15 protein-coding genes are annotated in these 15395 nt (G+C 71.9%); 6 read left to right on the top strand and 9 right to left on the bottom strand.

The window, feature by feature from the left end:
- The first annotated feature begins 155 nt into the window (after window positions 1-155).
- The 4 genes from AB0K36_RS04630 to AB0K36_RS04615 all read left to right on the top strand — a co-directional run bounded on the left by AB0K36_RS04630 (window position 156) and on the right by AB0K36_RS04615 (window position 2436).
- Window positions 156-1109, top strand: a complete 954-nt coding sequence (locus tag AB0K36_RS04630; protein WP_364588203.1) for a DMT family transporter — start codon at window positions 156-158, stop codon at window positions 1107-1109.
- Window positions 1110-1139: 30 nt separating this feature from the next.
- Window positions 1140-1394 carry a hypothetical protein gene (locus AB0K36_RS04625; RefSeq protein WP_364588200.1) on the top strand — a complete coding sequence of 85 codons (255 nt, stop codon included), beginning with the start codon at window positions 1140-1142 and terminating at the stop codon, window positions 1392-1394.
- A 176-nt stretch (window positions 1395-1570) separates the two neighbouring features.
- Window positions 1571-1933, top strand: coding sequence for an ArsR/SmtB family transcription factor (locus AB0K36_RS04620; RefSeq protein ID WP_364588197.1), 363 nt, complete (start codon window positions 1571-1573; stop codon window positions 1931-1933).
- On the top strand, window positions 1930-2436 hold the full coding sequence (locus AB0K36_RS04615) for an SRPBCC family protein (RefSeq protein ID WP_364588194.1): 507 nt from the start codon (window positions 1930-1932) through the stop codon (window positions 2434-2436). The genes AB0K36_RS04620 and AB0K36_RS04615 overlap by 4 nt, the downstream gene beginning before the upstream one ends.
- A gap of 882 nt (window positions 2437-3318) precedes the next feature.
- On the opposite strand, the gene AB0K36_RS04610 is transcribed toward AB0K36_RS04615, so the two are convergent.
- A complete protein-coding gene (locus AB0K36_RS04610) occupies window positions 3319-3939 on the bottom strand; it encodes an SMI1/KNR4 family protein (RefSeq protein ID WP_364588191.1) in 621 nt (206 codons plus the stop codon).
- A gap of 114 nt (window positions 3940-4053) precedes the next feature.
- Complete coding sequence (locus AB0K36_RS04605) at window positions 4054-4575, bottom strand: nucleotide triphosphate diphosphatase NUDT15 (protein WP_364588188.1); 522 nt, start codon at window positions 4573-4575, stop codon at window positions 4054-4056.
- Between the two features lie 316 nt (window positions 4576-4891).
- On the opposite strand from AB0K36_RS04605, the gene AB0K36_RS04600 reads away from it, so the two are divergent.
- Window positions 4892-5488, top strand: coding sequence for a hypothetical protein (locus AB0K36_RS04600; RefSeq protein WP_364588185.1), 597 nt, complete (start codon window positions 4892-4894; stop codon window positions 5486-5488).
- Window positions 5489-5689: 201 nt separating this feature from the next.
- On the opposite strand, the gene AB0K36_RS04595 is transcribed toward AB0K36_RS04600, so the two are convergent.
- Entirely contained in the window at window positions 5690-6547 is an 858-nt protein-coding gene (locus AB0K36_RS04595; RefSeq protein WP_364588182.1) for a universal stress protein, read from the bottom strand.
- Between the two features lie 317 nt (window positions 6548-6864).
- On the opposite strand from AB0K36_RS04595, the gene AB0K36_RS04590 reads away from it, so the two are divergent.
- The gene (locus tag AB0K36_RS04590) at window positions 6865-7908 is read left to right on the top strand and encodes a S66 family peptidase (RefSeq protein WP_364588179.1); all 1044 of its coding nucleotides are present in this window, start codon (window positions 6865-6867) and stop codon (window positions 7906-7908) included.
- A gap of 293 nt (window positions 7909-8201) precedes the next feature.
- On the opposite strand, the gene AB0K36_RS04585 is transcribed toward AB0K36_RS04590, so the two are convergent.
- The 6 genes from AB0K36_RS04585 to AB0K36_RS04560 form a co-directional block, all read right to left on the bottom strand.
- A complete protein-coding gene (locus AB0K36_RS04585; RefSeq protein WP_364588176.1) occupies window positions 8202-8891 on the bottom strand; it encodes a ribonuclease H family protein in 690 nt (229 codons plus the stop codon).
- Window positions 8892-9150: 259 nt separating this feature from the next.
- Window positions 9151-9513 (bottom strand): hypothetical protein, encoded by a 363-nt coding sequence (locus tag AB0K36_RS04580; protein WP_364588173.1) that lies wholly within the window; start codon window positions 9511-9513, stop codon window positions 9151-9153.
- A 250-nt stretch (window positions 9514-9763) separates the two neighbouring features.
- Window positions 9764-10678 (bottom strand): phosphatase domain-containing protein, encoded by a 915-nt coding sequence (locus AB0K36_RS04575; protein WP_364588170.1) that lies wholly within the window; start codon window positions 10676-10678, stop codon window positions 9764-9766.
- A 2-nt stretch (window positions 10679-10680) separates the two neighbouring features.
- Window positions 10681-11889 (bottom strand): RNA ligase, encoded by a 1209-nt coding sequence (locus AB0K36_RS04570; protein WP_364588167.1) that lies wholly within the window; start codon window positions 11887-11889, stop codon window positions 10681-10683.
- Window positions 11890-12012: 123 nt separating this feature from the next.
- Window positions 12013-12831, bottom strand: a complete 819-nt coding sequence (locus tag AB0K36_RS04565) for an isocitrate lyase/PEP mutase family protein (protein ID WP_364588164.1) — start codon at window positions 12829-12831, stop codon at window positions 12013-12015.
- A gap of 97 nt (window positions 12832-12928) precedes the next feature.
- Window positions 12929-15028, bottom strand: coding sequence for a SpoIIE family protein phosphatase (locus AB0K36_RS04560; protein ID WP_364588161.1), 2100 nt, complete (start codon window positions 15026-15028; stop codon window positions 12929-12931).
- Window positions 15029-15395 lie beyond the last annotated feature (367 nt).

The following is a 15395-nucleotide window of genomic DNA, read 5'->3' as shown; positions in this document are numbered from 1 at the left end:
AGTGGGAGACGGATTCATTCTGTTGGTGGTTCTTACGCACGAGGGGCTGCACAAGAGTCCGCAGCGAACGGCGTCCAGGATGAGTCCGCCGCGCGCATGGCGCCATTTCCTGACGCGCCACAGCACTTCAATCGCGCGCTCGTGGCTGTCGGTGGGTGAAGCTGGATCAGATGGAGCAAAATCAGCGGTCCGCGTCCTGGCCGTCGATCCTCTTGTCGCCGTGGTCCATGGGGATCGGGGCCCTCGGCGTCTCCACATCGGCGATCCTGATCGGCCTCTCCGGCGCGTCGCCGGGAACAGCGTCCTTCTACCGGTGTGCCCTGGCGGCGCTGCTGCTCATGCCCTTGGTGATCTTCGAACGGCGTCGCGAGGGTCCGCCGACAAACCGTCAACGACTGTACGCATCGGCGGCCGGCCTGCTGTTCGCTGGCGACGCGCTGTGGTGGACCCAAGCCATCGGCGAGGTGGGTGCGGGCCTGTCGACCGTACTGGTCAACGCCCAGGTGGTGATCGTCCCGCTGCTCGCCCTGATGGTGGACCGGGAGCCGATCAGCCGACGTTTTCTGGCGCTCCTTCCCGTCATGGTCATCGGTATCGTGCTCACCGGGGGCGTCCTCGAACGGAAAGCCGCTGGTACCGACCCGGTCGCGGGGACAATCCACGCGCTCCTGGCGGCCGCGTGCTACTCGGGCTTCCTGTTCCTGCTGCGGCGGGGTGGAAGCCAGGGTCACATCGTGCAGTCGTACCAATACGTGGTGACGAGTGCGGCTGCGGCTTCCCTTGGCGCGGGTTACCTCTGGGAGGGCATGACCTTGACGCCGGGCTGGGCGCAGTTCGGCTGGCTGCTCCTGGTCGCCTTCGGTGGCCAGGTCGCCGGGTGGTTGCTCGTCGCTCTCGCTTCCCCGCACCTGCCCAGTGAAGTAGGAGCGGCCCTGCTCATGTTGACGCCGGTCGGTGCGCTGGCTCTCGGCGCACTGGTACTCGATGAACACCCCTCGCCACTTCAGCTCAGTGGCTGCGCACTGATCCTGGCCGGCGCGTACCTCATCTCACACCGAGCCAAGCGCGACGAAAGCGATCGCTCAGGCGGTGCGCGACGTTCTCTTTGAAACACGCATGCCGTCGATCTCATCGGGCACGTGCGCGGCGATGTAAGGAACGGCGCGACCTGTGCCGGCCATGACTGCGCGAGGACTCTGCAGGGATGCGTACGTTCATCGCGGAGCAACTGCGGGCGGCCGGAGCGGACAGCACCGACCCCCGAACTCGCGGCGATCGGCCTGATGGCGCTCGTCGACGGCCTCGGCATGCAGCTGCTGTCACGGCAGTACGCAGAGAAGGACGCAGTCGCCGCACTGGATGTCCAACTCGCTGCGATCTTCGGTGCGGCCTGAGCGGGCTGATCGCGGCGTGGCGCTTGTGCGGCCACCGGGTCGAGATGGACGCACGAGCGGGCCGGGCCGGGCGGGGCGGTGGGCCGGTGGGCCGGTGGGCCGGTGGGCCGGTGGGCCGGTGGGCCAGGGTGATGGGCAGTGGTTGACGTATTCCCATATCGGCATACGATGGGGGTATGGCACGGGCCGCGACGACAGCAGACGCGTTCAACGCCGTAGCGGAGCCGCAGCGCCGGCGGATACTCGACGTCCTCGCCGACGGCGAGCGTTCCGTAACCGCCCTCGTCGAGGACCTGGGGCTGACGCAGCCGCAGGTCTCCAAGCACCTGCGCGTCCTGCGGGACGTCGGCGCCGTGGACGTCCGGGAGGACGGCCGGCACCGGCTCTACCGGCTCAACGCCGAGGCACTGAAGCCGATCCACGAGTGGGTCGGGAGATATGAGCGGTTCTGGTCGGAGCGGTTCGACCGGCTGGACGCCGTCATCGAGGACCTCAAGCGGCAAGAACACCGCGACGAGCGAACGGAGAACAGGCCATGACCAGCAACCGCACCGCGACCCTGACCCTGCCGGCGGACGACCAGATCCTCATCACCCGCGACTTCGACGCGCCCCGGCGGCTGGTCTACCGGGCGTGGACCACGCCCGAACTGGTCAAGCGCTGGTGGTGCGGCGAGCGCGGCACAATGGACACGGTCGAGATGGACTTCCGGGTCGGCGGCACGTGGCGGTACGTCATGACGGCCGACGGCGGCGTCGAGGTCGCCTTCCACGGCGAGTACCGCGAGATCGTCCCCGAGGAGCGGATCGTGTGGACCGAGGTCTTCGAGGGGGTGCCTGGGATGACCCCGAAGGAGGCGGAGAAGAACGCCGCGGTGAACACCGCCGTCTTCACCGAGAAGGACGGCCGCACGTCGCTGTGGATGCTCACCGAGGTTCCGGACCGCACCGTCCGCGACGCGATCATCCAGTCCGGAATGGAGGTCGGCATGCAGGAGCAGATGGCGGCACTGGAGAAGCTGGCGGCCTCGCTGCCCGACTAGCGAGCAGCGCAGGGACGGGAACGCCGGCCTGAGCAGACCTGCTGTCTCAGTCCCCGAGGAACACTGACCATCTTCCGTGAAATGGGAGTCAAGTGGAGGACGACGAGATACGTGCACGCTTCGACGGTCGTGCCCGCGTCAAGCTGTTGCTCGGCAACATCACCACCTTGGAGCAGCGCCGGGCCGACGAGATAGCTCGCGCACTCGGCTACCGGTTCTTTGCTGTCTACAGGCAATGGCCCAGTGGCGTCCAGCTCGTGTACGAACGCGACGACGACCCGCGAGCACACGGCCGCCGCGAGCTGACCATTGCCCGTCTGCGCGCGGGCGGACCGCTGCTGTCTGAGATCGAGCCGCCTCCGCCGCCGCCACCAGGTCCGCCGCCTCCGGCCCCGACACAGCCACCCCGGCAGCCGAGCCGGCCTCCTGCGGAGCCCCCGCCACCTCCCACCGCGGTACGGGCCGGACCGCGGATTCCGCCACGGCCACCAGTCCCGCCGCCTCCACCTCCGCCCCCGATCACCGCGGCGTCGTGACGGAATTCCCCCTTGATTGGACGGTTGACGTGGTCGAGTGAGTCGACGGGCGCCGGGGCGTGGGTGGACATGCGCGCGACTCCGGAAGTTCGGGGAGCGGCGGCGGGGGAGGCTTGTCTGCGCCTCCCGCCGATGTTGAAGGGGGCGCGGCCGGGGCGGCGGGCCCGCCTGGTGGGGGGCGGGCCCGCGCGGCCTACGCGGCCAGCACCAGCGGCTTCAGGTCCGGGTGGTCGCGGTCCAGCCCCAGGGAGATCAGCTCTGCCTCAGTCTTCGCAGCGCCCCCCACTGACGGTCCGGACGTCGTGCCGCCCGGATGCCCGTACCGGCGGCACCGGCTACCGGCGGCCTACGGGGCCGGCGGCCCGTTCTCGCGAACGGCCGCGGCCCTCACGTCGGTCGGGCCCCAGCCCGGCGGCAGCAAGTCCCATGAGCCGTGGCGAAGCCACTCGCTGAACGTCACCGGACGGGCGCCGCCCGCGTGATCGAGGGACAGCGGGACGATCAGATCGCAGGTGGCACGGCCGTCCCACCAGACCGTGCCGGCGAGAGGACCGGTGACCGCCAACAACGTATAGAAGCCGCAGCCGTTGTCCTGCAGAACCACGGCTCCGGCGGTCTTGCGGTCCTCGAAGTCCTCGCACTCCTCGTCCCACGCCCGCCAGGCCTCCTCGTGTGCCTGCTCGTCGGCGAAGTCCTCCGGCCGGGGTTCACGCGCCGCCAGCGCGGCGTCCGCCTTCACGTACGAGTCGGGGTGCGGGAACGGCAGGGTCAGCAGCCGCGCCGGTGTCGAACGGTCAGCGCCCCAATCCCATCCCCACTCCCTCCGACGGGGTCGGACGACCCGCTCGGCGGGCTTCTCCTCCATCAGACACGCGCGGTACGCAGCCGGGAAGGAGACCCCGAGCTCGTCCTCGGCCATGGCCAGCTCGGACGCGGTCAACGGCGGGGACACGGGCGGATGCTGCATGACGCCGAGCCTAGAGCCGATCCGTTCGTGTGCGCGCATGGGACGGCCACGGGAGCCGGCCGGGCCTGGGACGTGATCAACTTCGAGCTGGTTGGCATCGAGCTCGAGATCCGCCTACGGCACGCACTCCGGGGCGCCGTCTCCCGGCTCGCAGAAGAGGGGATAGCGGCGGAACCCGTCGTCGGCCGCGGCCGACGGCCCTATGCGCCAGCTCCGCAGCACCGCGGCGGACGGCGCGAACAGCGGCTCCGGCACGGCCTCCGGCGGGAACCACTCCCACCGCACGATCTTGTCCGGCTCCCGCACCCGCGGTGTGCCGGCCGTCCGCGCGACGAGGGCTGCGCCCGTCACCCGCGTGAGCCCCCGCTCCCCGTCCACCAGTACCGCCCCGATGCGTACCGCGGCCGGCTCCGCCAGCAGGCCCGTCTCCTCCGCCAACTCCCGCGCCGCGGCCTGCTCGAACCCCTCGCCGGGGTCGACCTTCCCGCCGGGCAGCTCCCATCGTCCGTCGTGGCCGAGTCCGAGCAGCACCCGCCCTCCGCTCTCGTCGAGGACGACGACACCGACTCCGGTGAGGCTGTTGGGGGTGGGGAACGCCCGCTCATGACGTTCGGCAGTCCGGTGGTCGTCGTGCACGGGATCTCCTGGTGTCGCGTCGCTCGGGCGATCGCGCCCGGCACCACCCTCATCCTCGCACCCGAGTGAACCGGAGAAGCGACGACTCTTGCCGCCACGCTTCAGGGCTGGAGGTCGAACACCGGCTCCTGGTCGGTGGGCGTGAACAGCCGCGCCTGAGGCCTCCCTTCCGTCTTCCTGACCTCCTGCCCCCCTGACCCTCTTGGCCCTTCCGGGCTCGCCGGAAGGCACGCCCGGACGCGCCGCGTCACAGGCGCGCGGCGATCCGTTCGTATGCACAGCCGTCCGGTGCGCGTCGGAACGAGGTTGCCCTGAAATGGACATCGCGACGACGCGGACCCCGCACTCGGGTGATAATCCCGCCGTGGACAACGACCATGTGGTGCCCCTGCCGGGCAGCACGCACCGGCCCGGCGCGCTGCCGGCGGCACACCTGCCGGCGTCCTGGCCCCAGTGGCAGGACGAGTACCCCGTCATGGCGCCCGGCGGGCACCCGTACGTGCTCGCCGCGCTGCGGATGGAGGTCGCGGGCAATCGGCACTGGCAGCAGCAACGCCTGGTCGAGAACGACGATCTACGGGCCAGGCTCGTGCCGTTGTTCAGCACCGTGCCGGTCAGTCACTCGCTGCTCCAGGAACCGCACGGCGGACAGCACTGCCGCTTCAGTACCGACGGACCCCGGCTCTGGCAGGACACCGACCCCGACCGCTGGCCGAACACTCTCTACCGGCAGCTCGAGCAACAGGACGGCCCACGGCGGGGGCTCGGCGAAGTGACGGTGGCTCTGCGCCTCCTGACGAGGAGCGGCCTCACGCTGGAGGTCCGCCGGACCATAAGCGAGTGCAACGTGCGGGCAGACGCCCGGTTGCTGCTGGTCCAGCTCCCCCAGCAGCTCGCCGACGACCGGTCCTGACCGTCCCGGACTCCGCGACCCGGGCCGCGCCACGCCGACACGATCCTAAGACCCTCACGATCCGCAGGCCCTCACGATCCGAAGGCGCCGGCCCGCCCGGAATCCCGTACGCACGCCGACGGCTCGGGCGGCACCGCGGGCGCCCCGGCGGCGGTGCCCATGTCGGCGTGACCACTCCGCGGAACGCGGCCCGCGTCGCCGTCACTCGTGCGCGACCACCGCGACAGGTGCCCTGCAGTGGTGCATCGCGGCATGCGCGACGTGGCCGATGTGCGGGACCAGAGGCGCGCGGCGGACATGCCTGCCGACCACCACGAGGCCCGCGTCGGCGGCCTCGTCGACCAGCACTTGTGCACCGGCGCCCATCACGGGCCGTTCCACCACCGCCACCGACGGGTGCTCCTGCCTCCAGGGGAGCAGTGCCGCGCCGAGGGCCGTCGCCGCCTCGCGCCCGGCGTCGGCCCGGGCCTCGTCGGAGTGGGCGAACACCAGGGGCAGCTTCCAGCCGTGCACGGCGCGCAGGGCGCATCCGCGCCGGGCCGCCTCCTCGAAGGCGAAGGCGAGGACCGGACCGGCCGGCCGGTGGAGATCCACCCCGACCACGACCTCCTTCTCGGGGCCGTGCCCGTGTTCGCAGCCGTCGGCGCGTACGACGACGACCGGTGCCGTCGTGGCGGCGACGGTCGCCAGACCGACCGAGCCCATGAGAGCGCCCATCACGGTCCCCAGCCCCCGTGATCCGAGGACCAGCAGCTCCGCGTCGGCGGCCTCGACGGCGAGTGCGCCCGCGGGCCGCCCCGACATCCGGCGCCCGGAGACCCGAAGGCCCGGGTGGGCGAGCCGCAGCTCGTCCACCGCGCCTTCCAGCAGCCTGTCCGCCCAGTCGCGGTGGTCGTCACGCGTGACGGTCGGCATGGCCACGGCCACCGGCAGCGGCCACTCCTCCACGTGCAACAGAAGCAGGTCCGCACCGCGCAGCACGGCCTCCCGGGCCGCCCAGTGCGCCGCCGCGAGACTCTCGGGCGAGTTGTCCAGACCGACGGTCACGTGCCCGGTCATGGTGGCTTCCTCCTTCGGATCGCTGTCTGCGGCCACCTTCCAGCCTCCCGCGCCGGCGCGCTCGGCGGCGCCGGGCGGCGACCACCACAACCATGGGGCCCGGCGCCCGTGATCCGGTGGCCGACGCGCGTCCCGCCGTCGCCGCTCCCCCGACCGCGGCCGGTCGGCAACCGCGTGCCGGTCCGCCATCGGTGCCCGTCCCCGCCCGGGTGCCCGCTCCCGATACCGCGTACCGTCCGCGAGCGGGGGGCGAGCGTGCTGGACACCGCCCAGCAAATCGTTTCGGCAGCGGGTTCGCCCGGTCCTACGATCACGAGATGACGGCTCCCCTGTACCCCGCCAAGCCCCGCCCCGGAGATCCGGTCGCGGTGCTGTCCCCTTCCTCCGGTCTGCCCGGACACCTGCCCCTGCCCTACGAGTTGGGTCTGCGCAGGCTCCAGGAGGACTTCGGGCTGAAGCCGGTGGAATACCCGACGACCCGGAAGACGGGCGCGACGCCGCAGGAGAGAGCCGCCGACATCCACGCCGCCTTCGCCGACCCCGACATCAAGGCGGTCATCGCGAGCATCGGCGGCGACGACCAGATCACCGTCCTCCCTCACCTCGACGGAGACCTTCTCCGCGCCAACCCGAAGCCCTTCTTCGGCTACAGCGACAACACCAACCTGCTGCTGTTCCTGCGGAACCTGGGCATGGTCGGCTACCACGGCGGTTCGGTGATGGTCGAGCTCGGACGGCCCGGCGCGATGCACCCGCTGACGGCGGACTCTCTCCGGGCGGCGCTGTTCACGTCGGGCGAGTACGAGCTCACGCCCTCGAGCACGTACAGCGACGTCGACCGGCCCTGGGACGACCCGCGCACCTTCGAGACCGAACCGGGGACCGAGCCCGCCGAAGGCTGGTTCTGGCACAACGGTGACCGGGTGGTCGAAGGAGCCGGCTGGGGCGGCAATCTGGAGATCCTGTCCTGGCTGATGATGGCCGACCGCGTGGTGCACCCGGTCGACTCCTACGCCGGCAGCGTGCTCTTTCTGGAGACCTCGGAGGACATGCCGCGTGCCCAGGACGTCTTCTGGATCCTGCGGAGCATGGGCGAACGCGGGCTGCTGCGGCAGTTCCCCGCGCTGCTGATGGGCCGGGCGAAGAGCTGGTCGTTCGAGAACCCGCTCGAACCGCGGGCCCGGGCGCGCTTCCGCCGGGACCAGCGCGAGGCCGTCCTGCGGGCCCTCGACCGGTACGCCCCCGACACGATGGCGGTGTTCGACGTCGACCTCGGCCACACCGACCCGCAACTCGTCATCCCCGTCGGAGGACGGATCCGGGTGGACGGTCCGGCGCGCCGCATCCACGTCACCTACTGAGCCGCCGATCGCCCACGGCCCGTGGACCGCGGCCGGTGGGGCCCGGTCTCCCCGGCCGGGAAGACGGGTACAGCTGCTCGCGCCGCCGGGGAACGCCTGCCTCACGCACGGCGAGCGCTCTCTCCCCGGACGACGGCACAGGGCACAGCACACAGGGCACAGCACCCGGTGCAGGCCCATTACCGTGACGGCGCCGGCGCGGCGACGCAGTGGACGACACGGACGCCGGTGAGACCTCTTCGGCGTCGTGCGACCGCGACCGACGGCGCGCCGCTGGGGCGGGCCGCCGGGGTTCAGCCGCTTTCCGTGGCGCAGGCCGGGTGGCCCCAGCCGTCGGGGTTCTTCGCGATCGTCTCTCCCTTGGCGTAGGGCCGACCGCAGCGGCACCGGCCGGGGAACTTCGCAGCGACCGAACCTCGGGAGGAGCCCGCGGCCGGTGAGCGCCGGTCCGCGGGCCGCCGGCCGCGCCCCGCTGTCGCGGGCCGTGACGCCGGCTCGGGCGGCGGCAGGACGGAGCCGGCAGCGGAGCCGGCCGGCTCCTGGGAGCGGGCGGTGTGACTCGCGGCGGCGTCGGCGGCCGCGTTCAGGGCGTCCCCGTCGACCTGATGCGCCGGGGTGTACACGAAGGTGACGTCCCGGCCGGTCAGCAGCGTGTCTATCGCGACCACCAGGTCCCGGTTGGCCACCGGCGTTCCGGCGGCCGTCTTCCAGCCCTTGCGGCGCCAGCCCGGCAGCCATGTCGTGACCGCCTTCATCGCGTACTGCGAGTCCATGCGCACCTCGAGCGGAACGACCGGGTCGGTCGCCTGGAGCAACTCGCGCAGCGCGGTCAGCTCCGCCACGTTGTTCGTGGCCCTCCCCAGCGGGCCCGCCTCCCAGGAGGCCACCTGGCCGTCCGTACCGGCGACGACCCATGCCCAGGCCGCCGGCCCGGGATTACCCTTCGACGCCCCGTCACACGCGGCGATGATCCGTTCCACCATGCACCCGATGCTGCCACGTCCCGGACACGGGGCCCGCACGGCCCGGACGTCCGCGGGCGCGGCGCCCCCGCGAGGCGTGCCGCGCCGGGCCGGGCACGGGCACGGAGGGGGCCGCGGCGGGGGCGGCGTCCAACGGCACGCCGCCCCCGGGCGGACGAACGGCCCCGGGCCCGGCCCCGGGCTCGGTGCGGAAATGCTTTCACACCGTCCGCCGCACAATTGCCGTTTCTTCACAGACCTGAACGGCCCGTGAATTCTTTCAGAGACGCCGCAGCCGTGAGGCGACACCGTGCCCGATCAGCAGATAAATCACCGCGGGCAGCCCGTAATTGAGGAGAACGCGGAGGCCTTCCGTGTCCATTGTGAAAATGTCCTGTGACCACCACGCCAGCAGATCCGCCATACCTTGCACGAACTCGACGAAGATGTTGGACCGGTTGGCCTCGAGCAGGTAGAGCAGGACCCACAGCCCGAGGAACGCCGCGGCGATGTCGGCGATCGTGTGGGTGATCAGGGCCGCCCGACGTGTGCCGGACCCGTCTCCGCCGTGCGCAGCACGGTGACCGCTGCCCTGGGTGGGGTCGTACTGCCGGTGGTCCGGCAGGGGTTCGGTATTGCTCACTGGATTCCCAATCTGGCGCGTAGGCAGCCTCGACGGCACGGAAGCACGGTCGGCACACAGAGGGAATACCACAGCGGGGAAATCCCGGCCCTGACCGCATCAGAGGTCGCTATTTGCGCCCCTGCCGGAAACTGCGCCACGCATGGACGAAGCGTTACACGGAGATCGAATCAGGTCCGTTTTCACCGGCTACGCCAATTCCTGTCGCACGGATACCGATCGGTCCGGAGGTGTCCGCAGCGGTCGGTGGTCAGAAGTTGCCGTAGTTGACCTGCCATGTGGGCAGGCCCATGCGGCGCCAGACGGCGACGACACGATCGCGGTCGTCGAGCGAGACGCGCACCGCGAAGCGGTGACGGACATGACGGTCGAAGAGCTCCGCCTTCACGACGTCGTCACGCCGGCCGTCACCGGCCGCGCGCATCCAGAGTTCGTCGTAGGGGACCTCGTGGCGGCGCAGCCACGCCTCCGTCCGCTCCCGGTGCTCCTCGCCCCGGCCGGAGAGCAGGACGATCACGTCGCCGTCCGCACGCCGGAACGACCACAGCGCGCCGCGCACCGACACGTTGAGCAGGTCCTCCTCGCAGCGGGTGAAGTCGTAAGGGCCCCGGTCACCTCTGAGGGCGAGTGTGCCGTCGATGTCGCACATCACCGCCGCGGGCAGCGCCGGGTCGGCGGCATAGGGCTCGACCGGGATCTCGTCGTTCAGCCACTCCTCGGTGAGGCGCCAGCCGCCCCTCCTGGCCTTGGCGTGCTTGTCCGCGAGAATCCGGATGATCTCCTCGCCGACCCGCCGGTCCCGTCCGGCGTCGCGCCGTATGCATTCGTCGACCGGTACACCGGTGAAGTCGTGCACCCTGAACTCGGCCTGACCGGCCACCGCCGCCTTCAGACGCTTCGGGATGTGCGGTGTCAGGTGTGTGTTGTCCACGACGACGTCGAACCCGCCGTCGACCGCCTCCCGCACCGCCGCGTCCTGGATGGCCAGCACGGTCTGCTCGTGCGCGTGCGAACGGCCCGTCCCGGGCGCCGGAATGTCGAGCATGACCCGCAGGTCGTCCAGATTCACCCGTCGGATCCGGCCCGCCGACTCCGCCTGCAGCGTGCGCGCCGCTGTGGTCTTTCCCGAGGCAGGGAGCCCCGTCATCACGTGTACCACGGGCACGGTCAGTTCTCCTCGTCGGTCTGGAACGGGTCGGCCGTCGCGGGCCGCACGGATCGGTAGGTCAGGAGTTCGGTCGGGCGTCCGTCAAGGCGCAGGAACATGGCGGAACGGACGGCGGTGTCGGGCAGCGACTTCGCGGCGCGGGCGAACGCGCCCCGGTCGGCGGCGAGCGGGACCAGTGACCGGTACGCCTCGTCGATCGCGCGCTCGCGGTCGGCCACGTCCTTGTCGATCCGGGCGATCACCTCGCGCACCCACGCGTCGAACTCGTCGGGCACCTGCTCCAGCAGCGAGTCGAGCGGCTTCCCGTCGGACTCCGCGAGGTCCGCCACAGAGCAGCCCAGCGTCTGCGCCACCTGCTTGGCGGGCAGGCCGGCGAAACGCTGGATGCCGTGGCTGCGCCAGATGTCCCGCTCGGTGACGCCGGTGAGTACCTTGTGGAGCCGTACGTACTCGGACAGTTTGGCCTTCGCCCGTACGCCGGAGGCGAAGCGCAGCACGAAGCCCTCCGCTTCGGTGCCGGTGGCCGTCCGGCCGCCGGGCAGCTGATTGGCTTCGGCCAGGGCGAGCAGTTCGGCCAGCGGCACGGCGGGCCAGGCGGTGACGACGGAGCCGATGCCCTGCCAGGCGGCCGCGGTCTCCGTCAGGGCGATCTCCGTGCCGTCCTTGGCGAACGCGGCGAGGAGCACCAGGTCCCGGCGGTCTCCGTAGTCGACGACTATCCGGTTCTGCGGGTAAAGGATCTCGGCGAGGTAGGTCACGCCGGGTATCAGCGCGGAGGTGTCACGGCCGTCCAGCAGGCGCTGTGCCCAGACCGCCTGGGCGCTGATGAAGGAGCCCTTGGACGCCACCCGCCACCGGCCGGCGTAGTGGAAGACCACCGCGAGGCTGCCGTCGACCTTGTCGTAGACCTCGAACGGCTCGTCCGGGAGAGCGGGCGCGTACGGCTGACCCGCCTCGTGCTCGCCGACGTTGAAGAACTTGGGCAGCGGAAGGGCGACGATCTCACCGGTGGCGTCGTCGGCGACCAGGCCGCGGCAGCGCGTGGTGACCCGGTTCCACACGCGCTCGTACTGACACGTCCTCGTGTACGTGTAGAGGGAGAGCGGCAGTTCGGGGTGGCGCTTGCGGGTGACGTGGCCGGCCTCGAGTGCTGCCGCCAGTTCGTCGGGCGGCAGCAGCTCTTGGAGGGTCGCGTACGCCTGGCTCATGGGGTCCTCCCGTTCGTGGACCGTGATTGTCACGCGCGGGAGACCGTGTTGCGTACCGATTTACCTGCGAGGAAGCTGCCGGCGCGGCCACCTCCCCGTACCACCACGCTTGCGGCGGGCCGGTCAGCGGGGCCCGGAGAGCAGCCCGTTGAGCTCGGGGAAGGCGATGCCGTCGGCGAGGGAGTCGTAGCCGCCGGTGTCGAGGAGTTCCCGCGTGGCGCGGCGGGCGGCGGCGTACGCGGCCTGTGCCACGCCCGAGCCGAGGCTGACGCGGGCCACGCCGAGGCCGCCGAGCTCGGCGACTTTCGGGGCGCCCGGGCCGGCCATGACGTTCAACGGTACGGAGATGTCCCGGGCCAGCGCCGCGATCGTGGCGGTGTCGGTGACTCCGGGGACGAAGATGCCGTCCGCGCCGGCGTCGACGTACCTGCGTGCCCGTTCCAGGGTCTCCGCGAGCCGGGTTTCCGGGTCGCCGAGGCCGAAGAGGTAGGTGTCGGTACGGGCGTTGAGGAAGAGGTCCGCGCCGGCCCGGTCGGCGGCCTGCCGGGCGGCGGCCAGCCGGGCCGCGAGTTCGCCCGGCGGCCGGGTGCCGTCCTCGATGTTGACGCCGACGGCACCCGCCGCGAGCACGCCGGTGACGGTCTCCGCGACATCGGCCGCGTCCCGCCCGTACCCGCCCTCGATGTCGGCTGTGACCGGGACCGCGACGGCGGCGGCGATCCGGGAGATCAGTTCCAGTGCCCGCTCGCGGGTGAGGGCGTCACCGTCCGGCGAGCCCAGCGACCAGGCGACGCCGGCGCTGGTGGTGGCGATCGCGGCGGCGCCGGCCGCCTCGATGACTCGGGCGCTCGCGACGTCCCAGGCGTTGGCCAGTGCCAAGGGTCGCGACGAGGTGTGCAGGGAGCGGAAGCGGCGGGCCTGGTCCGGCCGGGTGGTGAGCATGCGGGCAGTCAAACACCGCCCGATCGCCGCTGTCCGGCAGGAATCCGACATCGACGTCGGACGGAACCCGTCCGGCGTTCGTGTGGGTGACGGGGCGTCACGCGCCCGGCAGGGCCTGCTCCGCCCAGATCGTCTTGCCCGTGGGGCCGTACCGGGTGCCCCAGCATTCGGTGAGGCTCGCGACGAGCAGCAGTCCGCGGCCACCCTCGTCGAAGGTGCGGGCGCGGCGCAGATGGGGGGCGGTGCTGCTGCCGTCGGACACCTCGCAGATGAGGGAGGTGTCGCGGATGAGGCGCAACCGGATGGGGGCGCCGCCGTAGCGGATGGCGTTGGTGACCAGCTCGCTGACGACCACTTCCGTGGTGAACACGACGTCGTCCAGGCCCCATCGCTCGAGCTCTGCGGCGACGTGCTTGCGCGCCCGCGAGACGACGGACGGGTCCGCGGGCAGGTCCCAGGACACATGATGGTCCGCGTCGAGGCGGCCCGCGCGGGCGAGGAGGAGCGCGATGTCGTCGCCGGGCCGCTCGGGCAGCAGGGCCGTCATCACGGCGTCGCAGGTGTCCTCCAGCGATCCGGTGGGACAGGTGAGCGTGTCGCGCAGCACGGCGAGCGCCGCGTCGATGTCCCGTCCGGGCGCCTCGATCAGACCGTCGGTGTACAGCGCGAGGATGCTGCGCTCCGGCAGGTCGAACTCCGCCGCCTCGAACGGCACTCCGCCCACCCCGAGCGGCGGGCCGCCGGGCAGCGGGACGTGGGCGGCGCTGCCGTCGGGACGGACGAGCACCGGCTCGGGGTGCCCCGCCCGGGCCATGGTGCACCGCCCGGAGACGGGGTCGTACACGGCGTACAGGCAGGTCGCGCCGGCGACGGAGGAGCCGCCCGCGGGGTCCACCGACTCCTCCCGGTCCAGTTTCAGCACGAGGTCGTCGAGCTGGGTGAGCAGTTCGTCGGGTGCGAGGTCCACGTCGGCGAGCGTGCGCACGGCGGTACGGAGCCGGCCCATGGTGGCCGACGCCTGGACGCCGTGCCCGACCACGTCGCCGACGACGAGGGCGACCCGGGCGCCCGACAGGGCGATGACGTCGAACCAGTCACCGCCGATGCCGGCTCCCGCGGTGTTGGGCACATAGCGGGAGGCGACCTCGACGGCCTGCTGCCGGGCCGTCCGCCGGGGCAACAGGCTGCGCTGCAGCGCGAGGGCGGTGGCGTGTTCACGGGTGTAGCGGCGGGCGTTGTCCACGGCCACGGCCGCCCGCGCGGCGAGTTCCCCGGCGAGCAGGACGTCGTCGTCGTCGAAGGGGTCGGGTGTGCGGTGCCGGGAGAACACGGCGACCCCCAGGGTGATCTGACGCGCGGTGAGCGGAGCGACCACCGAGGAGTGGATGCCGTGTTCGCGGATGCTGCGCACGCGTTCGGGGTCGGCCGGCTCCCACAGCCGCAGTGCCTCCTCGTCGACGGTGAAACGCGCGGCCTCGCCCTGGACGAGCACGTGCCCCATGGCCGACTCCCGCGCGAAGGTGTGCTGCGCGCCGACGGGCAGCACGGACTCGGGGCAGCCCTCCAGGACCGAGTGCTGGGCGACCCGGTGGAAGACGATGGTGGTTCCGGGCTCCGGGGCGCCGGGTTCGTCGCCCGCGAGTACGGGGGCGAGCAGGTCCACGGTGACGAGGTCGGCGAAGGTCCCCGTGGCCATCTCGGCCAGTTCCTCGGCGGTACGGCCCACGTCCAGCGTGCTCCCGATGCGCAGGCTGGCCTCGTTCAGGACGGTCATGCGTGCGCGGGCGCGGTACTGCTCGGTGGTGTCGAGGGTCACCACCGAGCAGCCGTGCACATGCCCGGAGCCGTCCTTGACCGGGGAGATGACCGCCGTCCACACGCCCTCGCGGCCGACGTCGGGGCGGATGAGGGTTTCGTAGCTGCGGCCCTCGCCGCTCGCGATCACCTCTTCGACGGCGGCTTCGAGGCCCTCCGCGCCCCTGATCACCACACCCGGTTCCACTTCGCCCGGCCGCAGCCCGAGGAGCTGCTCCGACTTCATGGCCACGGACTCGAGGGTGGCGTCGTTGGCGGACACGAGCCGGGCCCGGCGGTCGAAGAACACCACGGGCACGGGCAGCTGCTCGAGGATCCACCACGGCAGTCCGGGGGGACCGTCCCCTCCGGGGCCCGGTCGGCCGCTCACGTCTTCGTCCATGGGGACCTTCATTCGCCCTTCGCCGTACGACCGCCCCGCGGAGCCGGCGCCGGCTCACCTCCAGCATGCTCCCGCGCGCACCCCCTCGCCATGGCGGTGCCGCGGGCCGGCTCACGCGTCGGGTACGCCCGGCCCCGTGCGTTCGGCGCACCTCGGCCGGGTCGTCCTCGCCGTCACGATGCTGACGCCGCCGGTCGGCCCTCCACCCGCCGTTGCCCGAGGGCGGCCGCCGGTACACATCGACGGCGGTTCCACGTCCTCCCCCGGCGGCGACGGGCCGGGCCTCCGGAACCGGCCCCGGCCCTCGCCGCCGACTCGGGAGGCTCGGCGTCGAATACCGTGGACAGGCCGTCTTCTCCGGCCGGAG

It is taken from the genome of Streptomyces kurssanovii (genome assembly GCF_040677245.1).
GTDB classification, from domain to species: Bacteria; Actinomycetota; Actinomycetes; order Streptomycetales; family Streptomycetaceae; genus Streptomyces; species Streptomyces kurssanovii.
The sequence above is the reverse complement of the archived record's forward strand: the minus strand, read 5'-3'. Positions and strand labels throughout refer to the sequence as shown.